At 70.9% G+C, this 21542-nt stretch carries 20 protein-coding genes and 1 pseudogene; 3 read left to right on the top strand and 18 right to left on the bottom strand.

Translation table 11 applies throughout. The features are described from left to right. The 13 genes and pseudogenes from nuoH to mqnC form a co-directional block, all read right to left on the bottom strand. On the bottom strand, positions 1-1353 hold the full coding sequence (gene nuoH / locus ACY34I_RS07700) for an NADH-quinone oxidoreductase subunit NuoH (RefSeq protein WP_462753811.1): 1353 nt from the start codon (positions 1351-1353) through the stop codon (positions 1-3). Further along, complete coding sequence (locus tag ACY34I_RS07695) at positions 1350-3851, bottom strand: NADH-quinone oxidoreductase subunit G (RefSeq protein ID WP_462753809.1); 2502 nt, start codon at positions 3849-3851, stop codon at positions 1350-1352. Before ACY34I_RS07695 ends, nuoH begins: the two co-directional genes overlap by 4 nt. Beyond that, a complete protein-coding gene (nuoF, locus tag ACY34I_RS07690; RefSeq protein ID WP_462753807.1) occupies positions 3851-5167 on the bottom strand; it encodes an NADH-quinone oxidoreductase subunit NuoF in 1317 nt (438 codons plus the stop codon). Before nuoF ends, ACY34I_RS07695 begins: the two co-directional genes overlap by 1 nt. After that, positions 5115-5991: pseudogene (gene nuoE, locus ACY34I_RS07685) on the bottom strand (NADH-quinone oxidoreductase subunit NuoE); the annotation flags it as partial. The pseudogene nuoE and the gene nuoF, both read right to left, overlap by 53 nt. Continuing rightward, positions 5988-7316 carry an NADH-quinone oxidoreductase subunit D gene (locus tag ACY34I_RS07680; protein ID WP_462753805.1) on the bottom strand — a complete coding sequence of 443 codons (1329 nt, stop codon included), beginning with the start codon at positions 7314-7316 and terminating at the stop codon, positions 5988-5990. The gene ACY34I_RS07680 and the pseudogene nuoE, both read right to left, overlap by 4 nt. Next, positions 7313-8050, bottom strand: coding sequence for an NADH-quinone oxidoreductase subunit C (locus ACY34I_RS07675; RefSeq protein ID WP_148799693.1), 738 nt, complete (start codon positions 8048-8050; stop codon positions 7313-7315). The genes ACY34I_RS07680 and ACY34I_RS07675 overlap by 4 nt, the downstream gene beginning before the upstream one ends. Then, positions 8047-8724: a NuoB/complex I 20 kDa subunit family protein gene (locus tag ACY34I_RS07670; RefSeq protein ID WP_462753802.1), complete on the bottom strand. Its 678-nt coding sequence runs from the start codon at positions 8722-8724 to the stop codon at positions 8047-8049. The genes ACY34I_RS07675 and ACY34I_RS07670 overlap by 4 nt, the downstream gene beginning before the upstream one ends. Before the next feature lie 14 nt (positions 8725-8738). Further along, positions 8739-9104, bottom strand: coding sequence for an NADH-quinone oxidoreductase subunit A (locus ACY34I_RS07665; RefSeq protein ID WP_073834101.1), 366 nt, complete (start codon positions 9102-9104; stop codon positions 8739-8741). 135 nt (positions 9105-9239) lie between these two features. Further along, a complete protein-coding gene (locus tag ACY34I_RS07660; protein ID WP_462753799.1) occupies positions 9240-10514 on the bottom strand; it encodes a geranylgeranyl reductase family protein in 1275 nt (424 codons plus the stop codon). A gap of 161 nt (positions 10515-10675) precedes the next feature. Further along, positions 10676-10894, bottom strand: a complete 219-nt coding sequence (locus ACY34I_RS07655; protein WP_462753797.1) for a hypothetical protein — start codon at positions 10892-10894, stop codon at positions 10676-10678. A 90-nt stretch (positions 10895-10984) separates the two neighbouring features. Further along, positions 10985-11695 carry a demethylmenaquinone methyltransferase gene (locus ACY34I_RS07650; RefSeq protein WP_148799686.1) on the bottom strand — a complete coding sequence of 237 codons (711 nt, stop codon included), beginning with the start codon at positions 11693-11695 and terminating at the stop codon, positions 10985-10987. 210 nt (positions 11696-11905) lie between these two features. Next, a complete protein-coding gene (locus tag ACY34I_RS07645; RefSeq protein ID WP_462753795.1) occupies positions 11906-13135 on the bottom strand; it encodes an LPXTG cell wall anchor domain-containing protein in 1230 nt (409 codons plus the stop codon). Positions 13136-13433: 298 nt separating this feature from the next. Then, on the bottom strand, positions 13434-14624 hold the full coding sequence (gene mqnC / locus ACY34I_RS07640; protein WP_462753793.1) for a cyclic dehypoxanthinyl futalosine synthase: 1191 nt from the start codon (positions 14622-14624) through the stop codon (positions 13434-13436). A gap of 131 nt (positions 14625-14755) precedes the next feature. Here mqnC and ACY34I_RS07635 point away from each other — a divergent pair, with 131 nt between their 5' ends. Then, the gene (locus tag ACY34I_RS07635) at positions 14756-15433 is read left to right on the top strand and encodes an LppU/SCO3897 family protein (protein WP_462753791.1); all 678 of its coding nucleotides are present in this window, start codon (positions 14756-14758) and stop codon (positions 15431-15433) included. A gap of 124 nt (positions 15434-15557) precedes the next feature. Here the strand turns inward: ACY34I_RS07635 and paaE are convergent, their stop codons facing one another. The 5 genes from paaE to paaA are packed head-to-tail and all read right to left on the bottom strand — an operon-like array spanning position 15558 to position 19219. Further along, complete coding sequence (gene paaE, locus ACY34I_RS07630; RefSeq protein ID WP_462753789.1) at positions 15558-16667, bottom strand: 1,2-phenylacetyl-CoA epoxidase subunit PaaE; 1110 nt, start codon at positions 16665-16667, stop codon at positions 15558-15560. Continuing rightward, positions 16664-17140, bottom strand: coding sequence for a 1,2-phenylacetyl-CoA epoxidase subunit PaaD (paaD, locus tag ACY34I_RS07625; protein WP_148799677.1), 477 nt, complete (start codon positions 17138-17140; stop codon positions 16664-16666). The genes paaE and paaD overlap by 4 nt, the downstream gene beginning before the upstream one ends. Next, on the bottom strand, positions 17137-17871 hold the full coding sequence (gene paaC, locus ACY34I_RS07620) for a 1,2-phenylacetyl-CoA epoxidase subunit PaaC (RefSeq protein WP_462753787.1): 735 nt from the start codon (positions 17869-17871) through the stop codon (positions 17137-17139). Before paaC ends, paaD begins: the two co-directional genes overlap by 4 nt. Beyond that, entirely contained in the window at positions 17868-18152 is a 285-nt protein-coding gene (paaB, locus tag ACY34I_RS07615) for a 1,2-phenylacetyl-CoA epoxidase subunit PaaB (RefSeq protein WP_462753785.1), read from the bottom strand. The genes paaC and paaB overlap by 4 nt, the downstream gene beginning before the upstream one ends. Then, complete coding sequence (paaA, locus tag ACY34I_RS07610; protein WP_462753783.1) at positions 18149-19219, bottom strand: 1,2-phenylacetyl-CoA epoxidase subunit PaaA; 1071 nt, start codon at positions 19217-19219, stop codon at positions 18149-18151. Before paaA ends, paaB begins: the two co-directional genes overlap by 4 nt. A 369-nt stretch (positions 19220-19588) precedes the next feature. Between paaA and ACY34I_RS07605 the strand changes: the two genes are divergently transcribed. Together ACY34I_RS07605 and ACY34I_RS07600 are read left to right on the top strand one after the other, a co-directional pair. Next, positions 19589-20575 (top strand): hypothetical protein, encoded by a 987-nt coding sequence (locus ACY34I_RS07605; RefSeq protein WP_462753781.1) that lies wholly within the window; start codon positions 19589-19591, stop codon positions 20573-20575. Beyond that, a complete protein-coding gene (locus tag ACY34I_RS07600) occupies positions 20575-21510 on the top strand; it encodes a serine hydrolase (protein WP_462753779.1) in 936 nt (311 codons plus the stop codon). The genes ACY34I_RS07605 and ACY34I_RS07600 overlap by 1 nt, the downstream gene beginning before the upstream one ends. Positions 21511-21542: the final 32 nt, after the last annotated feature.

Raw genomic sequence — 21542 nt, 5'->3', positions numbered from 1 at the left:
TCACACCTCCCTGGAGTCCGAGCCGACGACGTTGGCCGGCTCCCGCTCGGCGACCACGCGCCTGGTGCGCGGGCTCGGTGGTACCTGAAGATCCATCGGCGGCAGCGGGAAGCTGCCGTGCGGGCGGCTGTTGACCTGCTCCTGGAGCGACGGCCGCAGCTCCTTCTTGCGGCTCGGCCAGAAGAGCGTGGCCAGCAGCAGGACGCCCGCGCCGATGGTGGTGGCGACGAGCCGGTCCTGGGTCTGCCAGTCCTCGATCGAGCGGAGCCCGGACAGGACCAGGATCCAGACCAGGTTGATCGGCAGCAGGACCTTCCAGCCGAAGCGCATGAACTGGTCGTAGCGGAGCCGGGGCAGGGTGCCCCGCAGCCAGACGAAGACGAAGACCAGGATCAGCACCTTGGCGAAGAACCAGAGCATCGGCCACCAACCCGAGTTGGCGCCGGCCCAGAAGGTGGTGATCGGGGCCGGGGCCCGCCACCCGCCGAGGAAGAGCGTGGTGGTCACTGCGGACATGGTGACCATCGAGACGTACTCGGAGAGCATGAAGAGCGCGAACTTCAGCGAGCTGTACTCGGTCATGAAGCCCGCGACCAGCTCCGACTCCGCCTCGGGCAGGTCGAACGGCGCCCGGTTGGTCTCACCGACGGTGGCGATGAAGAAGATGATGAAGCTCGGCAGCAGCAGGATCGCGTACCAGCCCGGGGCCGGGACGTCCACGCCGAAGATGTTCAGCTGGGTGCCGTGCGCCTGGGCGGCGACGATGCCGCTGGTGGACATCGTGCCGGCGGTCATGAACACCGCCACGATGCTCAGCCCCATGGCGACCTCGTACGAGATCATCTGGGCGCTGGACCGGAGACCACCCAGCAGCGGGTACGTCGAGCCGGAGGCCCAGCCACCGAGCACGATGCCGTAGATGCCCATCGAGGAGCAGGCCAGCAGCACCAGCACCGCCACCGACACGTCAGTGACCTGCAGCGGCGTCCAGTGGCCGAAGATGCTGACCTTCGGGCCGAAGGGCACCACCGACAGCGCGGTGACCGCGCAGATCACCGAGATGGTCGGGGCGAAGAAGTAGACGACCTTGTCGGCGGCCCGCGGGAGGATGTCCTCCTTGAAGGCCATCTTCAGACCGTCGGCGAGGGTCTGCAGCAGGCCGAACGGGCCGACCTGGTTGGGGCCGGGCCGCACCTGCATGTAGCCGACGACCCGGCGCTCGAACCAGACGCCGAGCAGCGTCGCCAGCAGGCCGAAGACGAACGCGAAGACGATCTTGATAAGGACCAGCCACCACGGGTCCTTGCCGAAGTCGGCCAGCGTCGGGTCCTGCGCCGCGAGGTAGAGGTTCACTGGACACTCCCGGAGTTGAGGAGCGGACCCGGGCGACCGGCCGCATCCGCGGCGACCCGTCCGGCCGGGACGTCGACCGACGCGGCGGAGACCTGCACGACGTCGCCGGACGTCGCGCCGAGGCTGCGCCGAACGGTCGAGCCGGGTGAGTTGGTCGGCAGCCAGACGACGCCGTCCGGCATCTCGGTGATCGCCGCCGGCAGGGTGACCGCGCCGCGGTCGGTGCCCACGGTCACCGGGTCACCGTCGCCGACGCCGATCGCCTCGGCGGTGCCCTTGCCCAGCCGGACCACCGGCGGGCGGGCGGTGCCCGCGAGGTGCTCGTCGCCGTCGGTGAGGCTGCCCAGGTCGATCAGCTGGTGCCAGGTGGCCAGCACGGCCTCGCCCGCGCCGGGCTGCGGCACGGCGGCCGGCTCGACCGACGGCGCGGACGGACGGTCCACCCGGGTCGGCGGCAGCGCGCCCAGCTCCCGACGGACGCCGGTCACGTCGCCGGTGCCGAGCCGGACGTCGAGCTGCGCGGCGAGCGCGTCGAGCACCCGCCCGTCGCTCATCGCCGCGGTGTCCAGCACCTTCTCGAAGGTGCGCAGCCGGCCCTCCCAGTCCAGGAAGCTGCCGGCCTTCTCCACCACCGGGGCGACCGGGAAGACCACGTCCGCCCGGCGGGCCACGGCGCTCATCCGCAGCTCCAGGCTGACCAGGAACGGCACCGCGTCGAGCGCCTGCTCGGCCAGCCGCGGGTCGGCCACGTCGGCCGGGTCCACCCCGGCCACCACGAGGGCGCCGAGCTGGCCGTTGGCCGCCGCGACGAGGATGCCGTCGGTGTCCCGGCCGGCCTGGCTGGGGATCACCCCGGCCGCGATGTCCCACGCCTCGCCCAGCTCGGCGCGGGCGGCCGGCTCGGTGACCAGGCGGCCGCCGGGGAGCAGGTTGGGCAGGCAGCCCGCGTCGACCGCGCCGCGGTCACCCGCGCGCCGCGGCACCCAGGCCAGCTTCGCCCCGGTACGCCGGGCGACGTCCGCCGCGGCGGAGAGCCCGCCGGGCACCGCGCCCAGCCGCTCGCCGACGATCAGGATCGCCCCCGGCTGGCTCAGCGCCTCGGCCACCGTGGCGTGCTCGGCCAGCACGCTGGCCTCCTCGCCCGGCACCACCCGGGCCAGCTTGGCCCCGAGCTTCTCCAGGCCGCGGGTGGCGAACGGCGCGATCGCGTACACGGTGAGCTTCTTCTTCAGGTACGCCTTGCGCAGCCGCAGGAAGAGGATCGGGCACTCCTCCTCCGGCTCCAGGCCGACCAGCACCACCGCGGGCGCGTTCTCCACGTCCGCGTAGGTCACCTCGGTGACCCCGGCGACGTTGCTGGCCAGGAAGTCGGCCTCCTCGCGGGAGACCGGGCGGGCCCGGAAGTCGATGTCGTTGGTGTGCAGCGCGACCCGGGCGAACTTCGCGTACGCGTAGGCGTCCTCGACGGTCAGCCGGCCGCCGGTCAGCACCGCCGTGCCCTGCCCGCCGTCCCGGGCGGCCCGCAGGCCCTCGGCGGCCCGGGTCAGCGCCTCGCTCCAGGACGCCTCGCGCAGCTCGCCGGTCCGCTCGTCGCGGACCAGCGGGGTGGTGAGCCGGTCGAACGCGCGGGCGTACTGGAAGCCCCAGCGGCCCTTGTCGCAGTTCCACTCCTCGTTCACCGCCGGGTCGTCGCCGGCCAGCCGGCGCAGCACCTTGCCCCGCCGCCAGTCGGTGCGCTGGGCGCAACCGGCCGAGCAGTGCTCGCAGACGCTCGGGGTGGAGACCAGGTCGAACGGGCGGGCCCGGAACCGGTACTGCGCGCCGGTCAGCGCGCCCACCGGGCAGATCTGCACGGTGTTCCCGGAGAAGTACGAGTTGAACGGGACGTCACCGGCGTCGCCGTCTTCGCCGTACGCGTCGTCCCGGTAGATGTTGATCTCCTCGGCCGACGACCGGTTCATCAGGTCGATGAACTTGTCACCGGCGATCTCCTCGGAGAACCGGGTGCAGCGCTGGCAGAGCACGCACCGCTCGCGGTCGAGCAGCACCTGGGTGCTGATCTCCAGCGGCTTCTCGTACTCCCGCTTGTGCTCGTGGAACCGGGAGTCCGTCCGGCCGGTGGACATCGCCTGGTTCTGCAGCGGGCACTCGCCGCCCTTGTCACACATCGGGCAGTCCAGGGGGTGGTTGAGGAGCAGCAGCTCCATCACCCCCTCCTGCGCCTTCTTGGCGACCGGCGAGGTGAGCTGGGTCCGCACCACCATGCCGTCGGCGACGGTCTGCGTGCAGGAGGCGACCGGCTTGCGCTGGCCCTCCACCTCCACCAGGCACTGCCGGCAGGCGCCGGCCGGGGCCAGCAGCGGGTGGTCGCAGAACCGGGGGATCTCGGTGCCCAGCTGCTCGGCGACCCGGATCAGCAGCGCCCCCTTGGGCGCGGTGACCTGGACGCCGTCGATGGTGAGGGTGACGGTCTCGGTCTGCTTGGCTACGTCGGTCATCAGTGCGCTCCCACCAGCTGCTTGTCCGACAGCTTCGGTGCGGTACGTCCCTCGATGTAGTCGAGGTAGTCCTGCTTGAAGTACTTCAGCGACGAGGTCACCGAGCTGGTCGCACCGTCACCCAGACCGCAGAACGAGCGGCCGAGGATGTTGTCGCAGGTGTCGAGCAGGGTGTCCAGGTCCTCGTGGGTGCCCTGGCCGGCGAGGATCCGCCGGTAGACCCGGACCATCCAGTAGTTGCCCTCGCGGCACGGGGTGCACTTGCCGCACGACTCGTGGTGGTAGAACTCCAGCCACCGGTAGGTCGCGTACACCGGGCAGTCCTGGTCGGAGAAGATCTGCGTGGCCGTGGTGCCCAGGATCGAGCCGGCCGCCGCCACCCCCTCGAAGTCCAGCGGCACGTCCAGGTGCTCGGCGGTGAGCAGCGGCGTCGACGAGCCACCCGGGGTCCAGAACTTCAGGTTGTGCCCCGGCTGCATCCCGCCGGCCAGCTCGATCAGCTCGCGCAGCGTGATCCCCATCGAGCACTCGAACTGGCCCGGGTTGGCGATCCGGCCGGAGAGCGAGTAGATCATCGGACCGGACGACTTCTCCGTGCCCATGGTCCGCCACCAGTCCGCGCCACCGAGCACGATGTACGGCACGCTGGCGATGGTGCCGACGTTGTTCACCACGGTCGGGCTGGCGTACAGGCCGTGGGTCGCCGGGAACGGCGGGCGCAGCCGGGGCTGGCCCCGGAAGCCCTCCAGCGAGTCCAGCAGCGCGGTCTCCTCGCCGCAGATGTACGCCCCGGCGCCGGAGTGCACCACCAGCTCCAGGTCGAAGCCGCTGCCGAGGATGTTCCGGCCCAGGTAGCCCTTGGCGTACGCCTCCTGCACGGCGTTGCGCAGCCGGCGAGCGGCGTGCACCGCCTCACCGCGGATGTAGATGTAGGCGCGGTTGGCCCGGATCGCGTACGAGGCGATGATCACGCCCTCGACCAGCGAGTGCGGGTCGTGGGTCATCAGCGGCAGGTCCTTGCAGGTGCCCGGCTCGCCCTCGTCGGCGTTCACCACCAGGTAGTGCGGCTTGCCGTCGCCCTGCGGGATGAACCCCCACTTGAGACCGGTGGGGAAGCCCGCGCCACCGCGGCCGCGCAGCCCGGAGTCCTTGATCAGCTGGATCAGGTCGTCCGGGTGCGCCTTGACCGCCTTGCGCAGGGCGGCGTAGCCGTCCAGCTTCTCGTAGGTGCCGATCCGCCAGGCGTCCGGCGACAGCCAGCGCTTGGTCAGCACCGGCGTCAGCTTGGCCAGCGTCTCCGGCCGAGGCGTCGTCACTTCTGAGCCTCCGCTTCCTTGAGGGTGCGCTGCTGCGCTCCGGCCCCGTCGCCGGCCGGCTTGCGGTCGGCGGCCGGCGGGTTGGCCGCCGCGCCCGCGGCCTGGGCGGCCTTGGCCTGCTCGGCGGCCTTGTCGGCCTCGGCCTTGCTGCGGATCGGGGTGTTCGGGTCGAAGCCCGGCACCGAGATGCCGTGCTGCTCGGCCAGGCGCAGGCCGCGCAGGGTCGGCTCGCCCGGCCCACCGTCGGCGACCGCGCCCTCCCGCTCGTCGGCGAAGCCGGCGAGCTGGACCGACATCTCCTTGAGGCTGCAGAGCCGGGCGCCCCGGGTCGGCATCGGCCGGCCGCCGGCGCGCAGCTCCTCGACCACCCCGAGCGCGGTCTGCGGGTCCACCCCGTCGAAGAAGTCGTAGTTGACCGTCATCACCGGGCCGTAGTCGCACGCCGCCAGGCACTCGGCGTGCTCCAGGGTGATCTTGCCGTCCTCGGTGGTCTCGTCGTGCCCGACGCCCAGGTGCTCGGCGAGGGAGTCGTAGACCTCCTGGCCGCCCAGCACGTTGCACATCGTGTTGGTGCAGACGCTGACCAGGTAGTCGCCTGTCGGCTTGCGCTTGTACATGGTGTAGAAGGTGGCCACCGCGCCGACCTGGGCCTTGTTCAGGCCGAGCACCTCGGCACAGAACTCGACGCCGGCCGGGGAGACGTAGCCCTCCTCCGACTGCACCAGGTGCAGCAGCGGCAGCAGGGCCGAGCGGGACCGGTCCGCCGGGTACCGGGCGATGATCTCCCGCGCCCGGGCCCGGGTCTCTTCGGTAAACACAGTCATCGGTCACAACCACCCATCACGGGGTCCAGCGAGGCGCCACCGGCGATCACGTCGGCGATCAGGCCGCCCTCGGCCATCGCCGGGAGGGCCTGCAGGTTGATGAAGCTCGGCTCCCGGTAGTGCACCCGGTACGGCCGGGTGCCACCGTCGGACACCGCGTGCACGCCCAGCTCGCCGCGGGGCGACTCGATGCCGACGTACACCTGGCCCGGCGGCACCCGGAAGCCCTCGGTGACGAGCTTGAAGTGGTGGATCAGCGACTCCATCGACTGGCCCATGATCTTGGCCACGTGCTCCAGCGAGTTGCCCATGCCGTCGACGCCGATGGCGAGCTGCGCCGGCCAGGCGATCTTCTTGTCGGCCACCATCACCGGGCCGCGCTTGCTCAGCCGGTCCACCGCCTGCTCGACCAGCTTCAGCGACTCCCGGATCTCCGCGAGCCGGACCTGGTAGCGGCCCCAGACGTCGCCGTCCGGGTGGGTCGGGACGTCGAACTCGTACGTCTCGTAGCCGCAGTACGGCATGGTCTTGCGCAGGTCCCAGGCGAGCCCGGCGGAGCGGAGCACCGGACCGGTGACGCCGAGCGCCAGGCAGCCGGTCACGTCGAGCACCGCGACGTGCTTGGTGCGCTCGATCCAGATCGGCTGGCCGGAGAGGAGGTCCTCGTACTCCTTGAGCTTCTTCGGCATCATCTTCAGGAACTCGCGGATCTTGACGATCGCGTCGTCCGGCACGTCCTGCGCCACCCCGCCCGGACGCACGTACGCGTGGTTCATGCGCAGGCCGGTGATGGTCTCGAAGATGTCGAGGATGTACTCCCGCTCGCGGAAGCCGTACAGCATGATCGAGATCGCGCCCAGCTCCATGCCGGTGGTGGCCAGCCAGACCAGGTGCGAGGAGATCCGGTTGAGCTCCATCATCAGCACCCGGATGGTGTTGGCCCGCTCGGTGATGTCGTCGGTGATGCCGAGCAGCTTCTCCACCGCCAGCGCGTACGCCGTCTCGTTGAACAGCGGGGAGAGGTAGTCCATCCGGGTCACGAAGGTCGAGCCCTGGACCCAGTTGCGGTATTCGAGGTTCTTCTCGATGCCGGTGTGCAGGTAGCCGATGACCGAGCGGGCCTCGCGGACCGTCTCGCCCTCCAGCTCCAGGATCAGCCGGAGCACGCCGTGCGTGGACGGGTGCTGCGGACCCATGTTGACGACGATCCGCTCGTCGTTGATCGGGTCGGTGCCGGAGACGACCGTGTCCCAGTCCCCACCGGTGACGGTGAAGACCTTGCCCTCGGTGGTCTCGCGCTCGGTCGCGTAGTTCGACGTCGTCACTGGTACGACCTCCGCTTGTCCGGCGGCGGGATCTCCGCGCCCTTGTACTCGACGGGCACGCCGCCGAGGGGGTAGTCCTTGCGCTGCGGGTGCCCCTCCCAGTCGTCCGGCATGAGGATCCGGGTCAGGTTGGGGTGGCCGTCGAAGACGATGCCGAACATGTCGTACGTCTCCCGCTCCTGCCAGTCGGCAGTCGGGTAGACGCTGGTGACGCTCGGCAGGTGCGGGTCCTCGGCGGAGACCGCGGCCTCCAGCCGGACCCGACGCCGGTAGGTCATCGAGGTGAGCTGGTAGACGACGTGCAGCCGCCGCTCGTCCGCGCCCAGGTAGTCCACCCCGGACACCGAGGAGCAGAGCTCGAAACGGAGCGCCAGGTCGTCGCGCATCACCTGGCAGACCTCGGCGATCCGCTCCGGACGCACGTGCAGGGTCAGCTCGCCCCGGTCGACCACGACCTTCTCGATCGCGTCGGCGAACGCCGGGTACGCCTCCTCCAGCGCGTCCCGGACCTCGTCGAAGTAGCCGCCGTACGGCCGGGGGCTGTCCTCGATCGCCGAGCGCTGCCGGACCAGCCCGCCGAAGCCGGAGACGTCGCCGGTGCCGTGGATGCCGAACATGCCGCGGCCGGCGGGGCTGGACGGTGGGTGCTCGGCCGGTGCGCCGCTGGTGGCGCCGGCCGGCGGCACCGGCACCGGCACGCCGCCGTTGGTGGTCTTGTCGTCAGGTGCGGTCACTTCGGGCCCCCGTGCGAGTGGAGGTGGTTCTGGGCCTTCATCCAGTTCTCGATCCGCAACTGCTCCTCGCGCCCCTCGCGGACCGCCTTGGTCCACTCGGCGCGCCGGGCCTTGTCGTTGCGGTACGACGACGGCATCGAGCCGTACGGCACGACCGGCACGTCGCCGCGCTCCTTGCGGGCCTCCAGCATCTTGCGGCCGTTCGGGCCCAGCGGCTCGTACATGATCTTCTCGCGCAGCTTGAGGATCGCGTCGATGAGCATCTCGGGCCGGGGCGGGCAGCCGGGGAGGTACATGTCGACCGGGACGATGTGGTCGACGCCCTGCACGATGGCGTAGTTGTTGAACATGCCGCCGCTGCTAGCGCAGACGCCCATGGAGAGCACCCAGCGGGGCTCGGCCATCTGGTCGTAGATCTGGCGCAGGACCGGGGCCATCTTCTGGCTCACCCGGCCGGCCACGATCATCAGGTCCGCCTGCCGGGGCGAGGCGCGGAACACCTCCATGCCCCAGCGGCCCATGTCGTAGTGCGGGCCGCCGGCCGCCATCATCTCGATGGCACAGCAGGCCAGGCCGAAGGTGGCGCCCCAGACGGACGACTTCCGCGACCAGTTGACCAGCTTCTCCACGGTGGTGAGCAGGACGCCGGAGGGAAGCTTCTCCTCGATGCCCATCTGCCGTACCTCCCTCAGTCCCAGTCCAGGCCGCCGCGCCGCCAGACGTAGGCGTAGGCGACGAAGACCGCGACGATGAACAGGACCATCTCCACGAAGCCGAAGATCGGCAGGGCGTCGAAGGAGACCGCCCAGGGGTAGAGGAAGATGATCTCGATGTCGAAGACGATGAAGAGCATCGCCGTCAGGTAGAACTTGATCGGGAACCGGCCGCCGCCGACCGGCTGCGGGCTCGGCTCGATGCCGCACTCGTACGCCTCGAGCTTGGCCTTGTTCAGTCGCCGGGGGCCGGCGAATCGGGCGGCGGCCACGGAGAACAGCGCGAACCCCGCGGCGAGGGCGAACAGCCCGATGATGGGTGCGTAAGGAGAGAGCGTCATCGTTGTCTCCTGCTCGTCCTTCCCTGACCTCGGTGGTTGGCAAAAATCACACTATTCACGTCCCTCACGACCTCGGCCGGCGGGGTCGATCTTTGTCGGCTTCCCACGGCCGTCGCCGGCCGCGGGGCGCCGTTGTCAGACCGCCGGCGCCACCCGGGTCATCGCGTTGATGATCCGGTCCATCGCGTCCCCGCCGCGCGGGTCGGTCAGGTTGGCCAGCAGCTTGAGCACGAAGCGCATCAGCATCGGGTGCGGCATGCCGTGCTTGGTGGCCAGCCGCATGACCTCGGGCCGGCCGATGAGCTTCACGAAGATGCCGCCGAGCCGGTAGTAGCCGCCGAAGCGGGCCTTCAGCTCCTGCGGGTACGCCAGCAGCGCCCGCTCCCGCTCGGCGCCGGCCGGCCGGGCGAGCGCCTGGACCGCCACCTCGGCGGCCAGCTCGCCGGACTCCATCGCGTACGCGATGCCCTCGCCGTTGAACGGGTTGACCATGCCGCCGGAGTCGCCGACCAGCAGCACCCCGCGGGTGTAGTGCGGCACCCGGTTGAAGCCCATCGGCAGCGCGGCGCCGAGGGTCGGCCCCTCCGCGTTCGCCTCGTCGGTCATCCCCCAGTCCTCGGGGGTGTTGGCCAGCCAGTCGGTGAGCAGCCGGCGGTAGTTGGTCTTGCCGAAGGCGGCGGAGGAGTTGAGCACGCCCAGGCCGACGTTGACCCGGCCGTCGCCGAGGCCGAAGATCCAGCCGTAGCCGGGGAGCAGCGCCTCGCTGCCCTTGGCCCGCAGCTCCAGCCACGACTCGAGGTAGTCGTCGTCGTGCTTGGCGGGCGAGCGGTAGTAGCGCCGGACCGCCACGCCGATCGGCCGGTCCTCGCGCTTGGCCAGCCCCAGGGCGAGCGGGAAGCGGCCGGAGACGCCGTCCGCGGCGACCACCAGCGGGGCGTGGAAGGTGGCCGGCTCCTTGTCCGGGCCCACCTCGGCCTGCACGCCGACCACCCGGTCGTCGGCGTCGAGCACCGGACCGATCACGTTCACGTTGGTCCGCAGCTTCGCCCCGGCGGCGACGGCCCGCTGGGCGAGCAGGTCGTCGAAGTCGAGCCGGGTCCGGACCAGGCCGTAGTTGGGGAAGCTGGCCAGGTCCGGCCAGTCCAGTTCCAGGCGTACCCCGCCGCCGATCACCCGTAGGCCCTTGTTGTGCAGCCAGCCGGCCTCGGGCGAGGTGTCCACGCCCATCCGGATCAGTTGCCGTACGGCCCGGGGGGTGAGCCCGTCGCCGCAGACCTTCTCCCGGGGAAACTCGGTCTTCTCCAGCAGCAGCACGCGTACGCCGTGCCGCGCCAGGTGGTACGCCGTCGCCGATCCACCGGGACCGGCGCCCACGACGATGACGTCGGCGTCGTTCTCCACCGCGGTCATCCCTGCGCCTCCTCCCGCATGCTCGTGAAATGCTTCACAAGCCGATCGGGTTGGAGTCTATGACCGGGGTTACACCGGTAGGCCGTGAGGGGTACCTAACTTCGCGGAAACAGGCCGGTAGAGGTCCATTTCTCCGTCCCGGACGGGCGGAGTGTTCTCCGTCACGGACGGGCGGAAGCGGCCGGCCCCAGACCGGCATCGAGGCGGATCGCCTCGGGGAGGTGCTCGCGCAGCGCGCCGCCGGCCGCCCGGTCGAGCGCGGCCAGCACCTCGGCGACCACCTGACGAACGTCGGCGGGATCCGCCCCGGCCAGCTCCTTGAGCTGCGCGATGAGCTCCGCGGCGTCGTCGTCCGTGGCCATCTGCTCGGGTCCGGTCATGCGCCGAGCCTACGGGACTAAGTGGAACAAAAACGGATATTCACGGAATAGGGTGGTTTGCCGCAGAGGGTGCCGCGGCCGACCCGGAGATCAGTCCCGAACCGCCCGGTGCAGCGCCGCCAGCCCGCCGGTCAGGTTCCGCCAGGCCACCTTGCCCCAGCCGGCCTCCTGGACCAGCGCCGCCAGCGCGGCCTGGTCTGGCCACGCCCGGATGGACTCGATCAGGTAGACGTACGCGTCGGGGTTGCTCGACACCACCCGCGCGGCGGCCGGCAGCCACCGCATCAGGTACGACAGGTACGCGGTGCGGAAGACGGCGTTGGTCGGGTGGCTCAGCTCACAGATCACCAGCCGGCCGCCCGGCCGGGTCACCCGGGCGAACTCGCGCAGCGCCGCCTGAGTGTCGACCACGTTACGCAGCGCGAAGGAGATGGTCACCGCGTCGAAGGTGGCATCCGGGAAGGGCAGCCGCAGCGCGTCGCCGGCCAGCAGCGGCACGTGCGGCCGGGCCCGGCGACCGGCCTGGAGCATGCCGAGGGAGAGGTCCGCGCCGACCGCGTACGCGCCGGAGCGGCTCAGCTCCTCGGTGGAGACACCCGTCCCCGCGCCTACGTCCAGCACCCGCTCCCCCGGGCGCAGGCCGAGCGCCTCCCGGGTGGCCCGGCGCCAGGCCCGGTCCCGACCGGCGGTCATCACCGTGTTCGTCACGTCGTAGCGAGCCGCCACGCCGTCGAACATCGCGGCGACCTCGTGCGGCTGCTTGTCCAGGCTGGCCCGCTGGCCCTGGGGGGTACGGCTCACCCCCCCCACTCTGCCAGCCGGACGTTGGGCGGCGGCCGACGGGTGCCACCGCGGGGATGTCGGCCACGTCACCCCTCGCCGGCACTCCGGCCAGCCGGCGGACGTCCGTCCGCACGGGAGTGACAACAGTGGGGGCGGGATGGTGACCCATCCCGCCCCCACTGCCGTGCGTTATGTGAACGGCCCTCGCGGGCCGATGGAGGACGACCGTCAGGCGGTCGGCTTCTCGTCGCCCGGGGTGACCAGGACCACCCGGCGCCGACGGGCGACCAGGAACATCACGCCGCCCGCGAGCAGCACGGCCGCGCCGATGCCGCCGATCAGGCCGGCCTTGGCACCGGTCACCGGCAGGCCACCCTCGTCGCCGCCGTCCTCGCCGCCGCCGCCCGCGCCACCGCCGGTGCCGCTCTTGGCCGCGACGATGACAGCGTAGCCGTCGCTGTTGTCCGTGGCGTCCACATCGCTGGCCTGCATGCCCTCGATGTTCTCCGGCAACTGAGCGACCGGCTTCGCGCGGGTGAGCGCCGGCTGCGCGCCGATCGGCTCGACCGACACCAGGCCGCCGGTCAGGGCGCCCGGCTTCACGTCGGATCCGACGTTGAACAGGTGGAAGAAGCCGTACGCCGAGTACAGCTTGTCGTTCTCGTCGGTGTCCTGGTCCTGAGGGATCAGGCCGAAGTCCGCGTAGGTGCAGGTGAAGGTGGACTTGTCGGCGGAGTACTCGCAGTCCTGCTCGGTCTCGGCCGGGGTCACGCCCGTGGGCAGCTTCACCGTGATCTTGAGACCGGCGGTCGCCAAATCACCCTGGTTGGCGATGAAGTACGTCAGCGCGGACTGGCCGCCCGCGTGCAGGTCACCCTTGTAGACGGGGTTGCCGTCGACGATCGTCGCGGCCTGCTTCACGTCGTCGGCGATGACCGCGAGGTCGGGCCCACTCTCGTCGGAGAGGTCGAGCGTGGCGGACGCGGTGTTGTTCTCCGCGTTGGTGTCGTCCTTCGAGATCAGCTTGAAGGACAGCGGGGCCTGGTAGGTGCCCTCGACATCGAACTTGAAGACGAGGAGCGGCAGATCGGTCGTCTCGCCCGGGCCGGGCAGGCCGGCCTCGGTCGCGTGGCAGGTGAACGCCGTCGGCTTCTCCTCGGTGCCCTCAACCTCGCAGCCGTCCTCGACGAACGGCACGGCGACGACCTTGCTGAAGTCCACCTTGGAGACGTCGACCCGGACGGCGAGCTCGCTCGGGGCGTTCTGGCCCAGGTTGGCGACCTTGACGAAGGCGACCTTGCCCTGGGCGTTGGCCGCGACGCGCGTTCCCGCGACCTTGAGCTCCAGGTCGGTCTCGGTGCCGGCAGCGTGGGCGGGCGCGCCGAAGGCGGTGATCGCCCCGGAGGCGAGCAGCGTGGCAGCGCCGAGCCGCACCAGCGGCCGGTTACGGAAGATCATGGAAGCAATCCCCTCGTGGGATCGATGAAGGAACGGGGACGAGCGGGCACGCTAGCGGTCCCCGATCACCCTCGCCACCCCACGCGCCGAGGCTTCACCACCTGCACGCCTAAGAGTCACTTAAGGATTGCCCGAATTGATGGGTCTTGCCGCCGACGGACCCGGACAGACCTCCGGAGAACGGCCGGCAGGAATGACCCATCGACAACCAACCATTGGCCGTTCGGCCGACCGTTCGGCAGCTCAGGGCGGTCACCGACCGTGCCCGGGCGGGCGCGGCCGGTGGACGGGACGGAACTCAGTTGACCTCGACGAGCGGCAGCGACCTGCCGGCCCCGCCACCCGGCAGGGCGATCGAGGAGAAGTGCGAGACCACCCGGTCGTCGCTGGGGTCATCAGCTGGCGTCCGGTGCACCGCGAGCCGGTGGTAGAGGGTGTCCCGTTGCGCGGGGATCCGGTCGGCGCTGCGGATCATGCCGATCAGCTCGTGGAGGTTGGACCGGTGCCGGGCGCCGGCCGAGGAGATGACGTTCTCCTCCAGCATGATCGAGCCGAGGTCGTCCACCCCCATGTGCAGGGCGAGCTGCCCGACATCCTTGCCGGTGGTCAGCCAGGACGCCTGCAGGTGCGGCACCGTCTCGAAGAAGAGCCGGGCCACGGCGATCAGCCGCAGGTATTCCATGGTGGTCGCCTGGGTGCGGCCCTTGAGGTGGTTGTTCTCCGGCTGGTAGGTCCACGGGATGAAGGCCCGGAAGCCGCCCGTACGGTCCTGCACGTCGCGGATCATCCGCAGGTGCTCGATCCGCTCGGCGTTGGTCTCGCCGGTGCCCATCATCATGGTCGCGGTGGACTCGAGGCCCTGCCGGTGCGCCAGCTCCATGACCTCCAGCCAGCGCGCGCCCGACTCCTTCAGCGGAGCGATGGCCTGGCGCGGCCGGTCGGGCAGCATCTCGGCGCCGGCGCCCGCGATCGAGTCCAGCCCGGCCGCCTTGATCCGGGCGATGGCCTCGTCCAGGCTCACGCGGGACACCTTGGCCATGTGCAGGATCTCGCTCGGGCCGATCGAGTGGATGGCGAGCTGCGGGTACGCCTGCTTGACCGCGGAGAAGAGCTCCTCGTAGTACTCCACCCCGTAGTCCGGGTGGTGGCCGCCCTGGAGCATGACCTGGGTGGCGCCCAGCTCGACCGCCTCGCCGCAGCGGCGCAGGATCTCCTCGGTGGAGTGGGTCCACCCCTCCTTGTGCTTGGGCGCACGGTAGAAGGCGCAGAACTTGCACGCCGTCACGCAGACGTTCGTGTAGTTGATGTTGCGGTCGATCAGGTACGTGACGATGTTGTCCGGGTAGCGCCGCCGGCGCACCGCGTCCGCCGCCTCACCCAGCCCGTGGAAGGGCGCCTCGGTGTAGAGCAGCAGGGCCTCCTCGGGCGTGATCCGCCCGCCGTCCGCGCCGCGCTGCAGGATGTCGTCGATCTCCCGGCTCACCGTCACGCCCCGAGAGTACGCCGGTTGGACGCCGCGCCTCGTCGGGGTGTTCGCGGATGTGACGTGCTCACGGGACAACGACGAAGGTCATCTTCACCTATCGTGCGGTGTCCTCAGGCTTCTGCAAAGGAAGAGTCGTGACCGCACCGTTCCCGAACCCACCACAGGTTCCGCAGGCCCCGCAGTCGGCGGCCTGGCCCGGCACCGCCCTCACCTGCCGCTGCTGCGGATCCTTCCCCGCGATCAAGGCGAACATGCACGGGCACCAGGGCTTCCTCGTCTTCATGCGGGTCCTCACCCAGCACGGCCCGTTCTGCAAGTCGTGCGGCATCGCCGTCTGCCGCGACATGAGCGCGAAGTCGCTCTGGCAGGGCTGGTGGGGCTTCCTCTCCATGATCATCACCCCGCTCGTCCTGATCGGGAATCTCGTCACCCGGATCCGGCTCGGCCGCCTCGACGAGCCGGTACCCGGCGCGCCGGGCGTACCCGCGGTGCCCGGCAAGCCGGTGTTCAAGCGGGCTGCGGCGTTCGGTCTCGTCGTACCCGTGGTGATCGCCTTCGCGATCGGTTGGGCCATCTCCAGTGACCCGTCCTACGCCGAGGTCGGCGCATGCGTTCGCGCCGAGGGCACGAGCACGAACCCGGATATCAGCGTCGTCGACTGCGGCGACCCGACCGCTGCCTACGTCATCCTCGGCAAGGTCGACGACACCACCGACGACGCGAAGTGTGAGCAGTTCCCGGGCACGGTCGCGAGCTACACCGAGCAGCAGGACTCGCGGAAGCTCCTGCTGTGCCTCGGCAAGAACCGCTGACAGTCCCTTCGCCGCCCGTTGCCCGCTGCGAGCCGGCCCCGATCACGGACGAGCCGGCTCGCAGCGGATCCTCCCGGACCCCGATCTGCTCCATCCCAAAGCGTGGAACGGAACGTTCTACAGGTCACGCGTCGTAGTCGACGGTGAGTTTGTCGGTCACCGGGCTGGACTGGCAGGTGAGGACGTACCCGGCCGCCACCTCGTCGGGCTCCAGCGCGTAGTTGCGGGCCATGGTCACCTCGCCCTCGACCACCTTGGCCTTGCAGGTCGAGCAGACCCCGCCCTTGCAGGCGTACGGCAGCTCGCCGCGGACCTTCAGCGCGGCGTCCAACACCCGCTCGTCCGGCCCCATGGTGAAGCTCGACGAGCGCCCGTCCAGCACGATCGTCACCTCGGCGCCGCTGCCGGGCTCGTCGGCCGGACGGCGGACCGGCTCCGGCGGGGCGTCGACGTGGAACAGTTCGGTGTGCACCGCCGACTCCGGCACGCCGCGGCCGGCCAGCACCGCCTTGGCGTCCACCACCATCCCGTACGGGCCGCAGAGGAACCACTCGTCGATGGCGTCGCCGGGCACGATGGTGTCGAGCAGCCGGGTCAGCCGATCGGCGTCGATCCGCCCGGACAGCAGCGGGGACTCGCCCATCTCCCGGGAGAGCACGTGCACCAGGTGCAGCCGGGTCGGCCAGCGGTCCTTCAGGTCGGCCAGTTCCTCGGCGAACATCACCGAGTTCGCCGTGCGGTTGCCGTACACCAGGGTGAAGGTGCTGGCCGGCTCGACGGCCAGCGCGGTCGCGACCAGCGAGAGCACCGGGGTGATGCCGGAACCGGCGATCACCGCGCCGTAGCGGCGGACCCGGTCCGGCGCGAACGCCGTGGTGAAGTGCCCGAGCGGGGGCAGCACCTCGACGGTGTCGCCGCCGCGCAGGGCGCCGCAGGCGTACGCGGAGAACGCGCCGCCGGGGATCTCCCGCACCCCGATCCGCAGCCGGCCGTGCCGCGCCAACTCCTCCGGCGTCGAGCAGATCGAGTACGACCGCCGCACCTCCTCCCCGTCGTCCCCGGTGCGCCGGACGGTGAGGTGCTGGCCGGCGGAGAACGCGAAGGTCTCCCGCAACTCCTCGGGCACCGCGAAGGTGACCGCCACGGCGTCGGCGGTGAGCCGGTCGACGGCGGCGACGGGCAGCGGGTGGAAGACCGGCCGGCGACGGACCGGTCGGGTGATCGTGACAGTCACAGCGCCTTCAGGTGGTCGAAGGGTTCGGAGCAGGAGCGGCAGCGCCAGAGCGCCTTGCACGCGGTGGAGCCGAAGCGGCTGACCTGTTCGGTCTCCGGGGAGCCGCAGCGCGGGCAACGGACGGCGAGGGTCAGCGGCACGACGCTGCCGGTGCGGACCGGCGCGGGCGGGGCGATGCCGGCGGCGGCCAGCTTCGCCCGGCCGCTCGCCGAGATCCAGTCGGTGCTCCAGGCCGGGGTGTACACGGTGCGGATCTCGGCGTCGGGGTGGCCGGCGGCGGCCAGCGCCCGGCGGATGTCCGTCCGGATCACGTCCATTGCCGGGCAGCCGGTGTAGGTGGGGGTGATGGTGACGACGAGCCGGCCGGTCGCCGGATCCTCGTCGACCGACCGCAGGATGCCCAGCTCGTCGATGGTGACGACCCGGATCTCCGGGTCCACCACCGCCGCCACGGCCTCCCTCGGCGTGGTCACCAGCGCGCTCCCGGGTGGGCGCGGTGCAACACCTGCATCTCGGCCAGCAGGTACGAGAGGTGCTCGGTGTGGACGCCGGCCCGGCCGCCGCCCGGGGTCCAGCCGTCGGCCGGTCGGGTCAGCGTCGCCTCGGTCAGCACGGCGGAGACGTGGGCGTCGAAGTCGGCCCGCAGGGTGGCCGGGTCGACCGGCGCCGCAGGGTCCGCCGTGAAGAGCTCGTGGACGTACGGCCACACCTGGTCGACCGCGGCCTGCATCCGGCGGTGCGACTCCTCGGTGCCGTCGCCGAGCCGCTTCACCCAGAGTGAGGCGTGGTCCAGGTGGTACGCGGACTCCTTGCGGGCCTTCGCCCCGATCGCGGCCAGCCGCTCGTCGCCGCACCCGGCTAGCGCGGTGTAGAGCGGGAGCTGGTACGCGGCCAGGAAGAACAGCTTCGCCATGGTGACCGCGAAGTCGCCGTTGGGCAGCTCGACCAGGAGGCGGTTGCGGAACTCCCGGTCGCCGCGGAGGTAGGCCAGGGCGTCCTCGTCCCGCCCGGCGCCCTCCAGCTCGCCCGCGTACGTGAGCAGGAGGCGGGCCGCACCGAGCTGGTCGAGGGCGATGTTCGCCAGCGCGATGTCCTCCTCCATCTCCGGCGCGCGGGAGGTCCACTCGCCGAGCCGCTGCGCCGCGATCAGCGCGTCGTCGCCGAGGCCGAGGGTGAAGTCGAACAAGGTGCTCCGGTCGCTCACAGGTGGGCCACCCCGTCCGGCACCTGGTAGAAGGTCGGGTGGCGGTAGACCTTGTCGGCCGCCGGGTCGAAGAAGGCGTCCTTCTCGTCCGGGCTGGACGCGGTGATGGCGCTCGCCGGCACCACCCAGATGGAGACGCCCTCCTGACGGCGGGTGTAGAGGTCCCGCGCGTTGCGCAGGGCCAGCTCCGCGTCGGGGGCGTGCAGGCTGCCCACGTGGGTGTGCGACAGACCGCGCCGGGCCCGCACGAACACCTCCCAGAGCGGGGACTGCTCGGTCATGCCGCCACCTTCTCCTTCTGCTGTTCCGCCCGCTTGGCGGCGTACGCCGCGGCGGCCTCGCGTACCCAGGCGCCCTCGGCGTGGGCGCGGCGCCGATGCGCCATCCGCTGCCGGTTGCACGGCCCGTCGCCCTTGATCACCCGCATCAGCTCGTCGTAGTCCGGCTGGGTGTAGTCGTACGCCTGCCGCTCCTCGTTCCATCGCAGGTCCGGGTCGGGGAGGGTGAGCCCGAGGATCTCCGCCTGCTGCACGCACATGTCGACGAAGCGCTGGCGCAACTCGTCGTTGGAGAAGCGCTTGATCTTCCAGGCCATCGACTGCGCGCTGTGCGTCGAGTCTCCGTCCGGCGGGCCGAACATCGCCAGCGACGGGTACCACCAGCGGTCCACCGCGTCCTGGGCCATCGCGTGCTGCTCTGGGGTGCCGTGGGCGAGGGTGTGCAGGATCTCGTACCCCTGGCGCTGGTGGAACGACTCCTCCTTGCAGACCCGGATCATCGCCCGGGCGTACGGACCGTAGGAGCAGCGGCACAGCGGCACCTGGTTGACGATCGCCGCGCCGTCGACCAGCCAGCCGATCGCGCCCACGTCGGCCCAGGTGAGAGTGGGGTAGTTGAAGATCGAGCTGTACTTCTGCCGGCCTTCGATCAGTAGCTCCACCAGCTCGTCCCGGCTCACGCCCAGCGTCTCGGCCGCCGCGTAGAGGTAGAGGCCGTGGCCCGCCTCGTCCTGCACCTTGGCCAGCAGGATGGCCTTGCGCTTGAGGGAGGGGGCGCGGCTGATCCAGTTGCCCTCCGGCTGCATGCCGATGATCTCGGAGTGCGCGTGCTGGGCGATCTGCCGGATCAGCGTCTTCCGGTACGCCTCCGGCATCCAGTCCCGCGGCTCGATCTTCTGATCGGCGTCGATCACGTCCGCGAAGTACGCCTCGAGGTCCTCGTCGGGCGCCGGGCCGCCGCGCCGGGCCCGCGCCGCGGCCTCCCGCAGCGCCGCCTCCGCCGCCTCCACCTCGCCGAGCAGGCCGCCGCCCGGACCGTCCTCGGGCGGGGCGAAGTCGTTGCCATACATGAGGCCAGTGTTACAGCTCGCGACCGATGACACCAGAGGGTGTAACAGGTTTCCGGACATACCTTCCGTCACCCGATGACCGCTTACGGTCAGCGGCGCCGATCCCTCGTCACACTGTGATGTCGAACACGTCGGGAAGAGGAATCCTCGCAAGCGCGGCACAACGGCGGATTACCCCGCCTTCGCGGCGAGTCGGCCGCCGGCGAGTTCTGGCTTCCGGCCTGTCCGGAAGTAGACTTCCCCCGGCACACCGATCGGCTGCTGACGATCGCCACCGGCTCCAGGCCACTCCCCCCGGCCCCGGCGATCAGGCCGAACCCATTCGGAAAAGCCGGTCCCCCCGGCCAGACATCTGGAGTTCACCCACTCATGCGACATCGCGTGACCATGGTGCTCGCCATCGTGGCGGTCCTCCTCGGTGGCGTCATGCTGGTGCCCGCCGCGTACGCCCGCCTCAGTGGCGGCGACGCCCTCGCCAGCATCGGCGGCATCGGCGGCGGCGAGAAGGTCCCCGCCCCCGAGCCCACCACGCCGGCCCCGCCGACGCTGGCCGCCGGACCGGTCTCGGTGGACTTCAAGGGCGAGTTCTTCTCCTGGGCGCTGATGGACCGCGCCACCGGCGAGATCAGCGGCGCGAAGAACATGGCCGAACCCAACTCCACCGAGTCGATGCTGAAGGCCTGGATCGTCTCGGACTACCTGCGTCAGCTCGGCGACAAGCAGCCGACCGCCGCGTTGAAGAAGGCGGCGAGCGTCGCCATCCGGGACAGCAACGACGACGGCGCCAACAAGGTCTACGCGGCGGCCGGCGGGTCGTACAAGCCGCAGCCGGGCGGCAAGCCGGACCCGGTGATCCAGCGCGCCATCAAGATCTGCGGGCTCACCGACACCAAGCGCGGCAACGTGCCCGGGTACGAGGGCTGGTGGAGCTTCACCCGGATGTCCCCGGAGGACGCCGTCCGGCTCGGCGACTGCATCGCCGACGGCAAGGCCGCCGGGCCGAAGTGGACCAAATGGGTCCTCAACGAGATGGCCCAGGTCCGCGGCAGCGTCACCGCACAGCAGGCGCGCTCCGGCGGCGGCAAGTGGGGCATCGTGGACGGCCTGCCGGCCGAGATCAAGGCGCAGGGTCCGGTGAGCATCAAGAACGGCTGGACCCAGCTCAGCTACGACGGCAACTGGCACGTCAACTGCCTGGCCGTCACCGACAAGTGGAGCCTCGCGGTGATGATGCGCTACCCCGCCAGCACCAGCCTGTCCTACGGCGCGAAGGTCTGCGCCAGCGTGGCCACCCAGCTGGTGACGCCGCAGCCCGGCGCCGCCCTCAAGGTGCCGCAGCAGCCGGGGAAGCTCTGATGGCCGGCGCCCGGCGCCGACCCGGCAGCCACCACCGCCCGCTGGTCTTCGCCGCCGTCGCCGTCATCCTGGTCGGCCTGACCCTCGTCTCGCTCCGGCTGATGCCCGGCTCACCGCTGCGCCCCGCCGCCGCCTCGCAGTCGGCCGCGACGGGGAACGCCCGGTCCACCGGTACGCCCACCGACCGCAACAGCCGTCCCGCCCCGTCGCCCTCGCCTTCGCTGGAGCCGCTGCCGTTCGTCGCGCAGGACCTCGACAGCCTCGGCATCAAGGGCTGGTACGCGTGGAGCGTCCTGGACAAGCGGACCGGCAAGATCATCGGCTCGGAGAACATGGCCGAGACGAGCACCACCGCCTCGATGATCAAGTCATGGATCGTCGCGGACTACCTGCGACGGGCGGACGAGAACGGGCAGACTCCTAGCGCCGCGAAACTGGCCGACGCCACGAAGATCATCCGGGACAGCGACAACACGCGCGCCGAGCAGTTCTACAACAGCGTCGGCCGGTCCGCCTCGATCAAGCGCCTGATCTCGATGTGCGAGCTGACCGACAGCAAGGTCGCCAGCGACGGCGGCTGGAGCCGCACCAACCTGTCCCCACGGGACACCGCCCGGCTCGGTCGCTGCATCGACGACGGCCGGGCGGCCGGGCCGAAGTGGACCAAGTGGCTGCTCAACGAGATGCGGCTGGTCCGGGGCGCCGGCGACTTCGGCATCCGCAAGGCGTTCCCGGCCAACGTGCAGAAGACCATCGCCATCAAGAACGGCTGGATCGACCGGACCAGGGAGCAGGAGATGCACATCAACTGCCTGGCCATCGGCGACACCTGGACGATGGGCGTGATGGTCCGCTACCCGATCGGCATGGGCTACGACTACGGCATGAAGAACTGCCAGAAGATCACGGAAGCGCTGCTGCGCCCCGCCACGTAACCGCCCGTTCCCCAGCTCGCCGATGCGGCGGC

Source organism: Micromonospora sp. RTBAU3-60 (genome assembly GCF_054963695.1).
The sequence above is the reverse complement of the archived record's forward strand: the minus strand, read 5'-3'. Positions and strand labels throughout refer to the sequence as shown.

Coding starts and splice junctions, on each gene's coding strand:
- ACY34I_RS07695 (WP_462753809.1), bottom strand. CDS start 3,851: ATGACCGACGTAGCCAAGCAGACCGAGACCGTCACCCTCACCATCGAC.
- ACY34I_RS07670 (WP_462753802.1), bottom strand. CDS start 8,724: ATGGGCATCGAGGAGAAGCTTCCCTCCGGCGTCCTGCTCACCACCGTG.
- ACY34I_RS07665 (WP_073834101.1), bottom strand. CDS start 9,104: ATGACGCTCTCTCCTTACGCACCCATCATCGGGCTGTTCGCCCTCGCC.
- ACY34I_RS07660 (WP_462753799.1), bottom strand. CDS start 10,514: ATGACCGCGGTGGAGAACGACGCCGACGTCATCGTCGTGGGCGCCGGT.
- ACY34I_RS07655 (WP_462753797.1), bottom strand. CDS start 10,894: ATGACCGGACCCGAGCAGATGGCCACGGACGACGACGCCGCGGAGCTC.
- ACY34I_RS07645 (WP_462753795.1), bottom strand. CDS start 13,135: ATGATCTTCCGTAACCGGCCGCTGGTGCGGCTCGGCGCTGCCACGCTG.
- paaB (WP_462753785.1), bottom strand. CDS start 18,152: ATGACCGAGCAGTCCCCGCTCTGGGAGGTGTTCGTGCGGGCCCGGCGC.
- paaA (WP_462753783.1), bottom strand. CDS start 19,219: ATGTATGGCAACGACTTCGCCCCGCCCGAGGACGGTCCGGGCGGCGGC.
- ACY34I_RS07605 (WP_462753781.1), top strand. CDS start 19,589: ATGCGACATCGCGTGACCATGGTGCTCGCCATCGTGGCGGTCCTCCTC.
- ACY34I_RS07600 (WP_462753779.1), top strand. CDS start 20,575: ATGGCCGGCGCCCGGCGCCGACCCGGCAGCCACCACCGCCCGCTGGTC.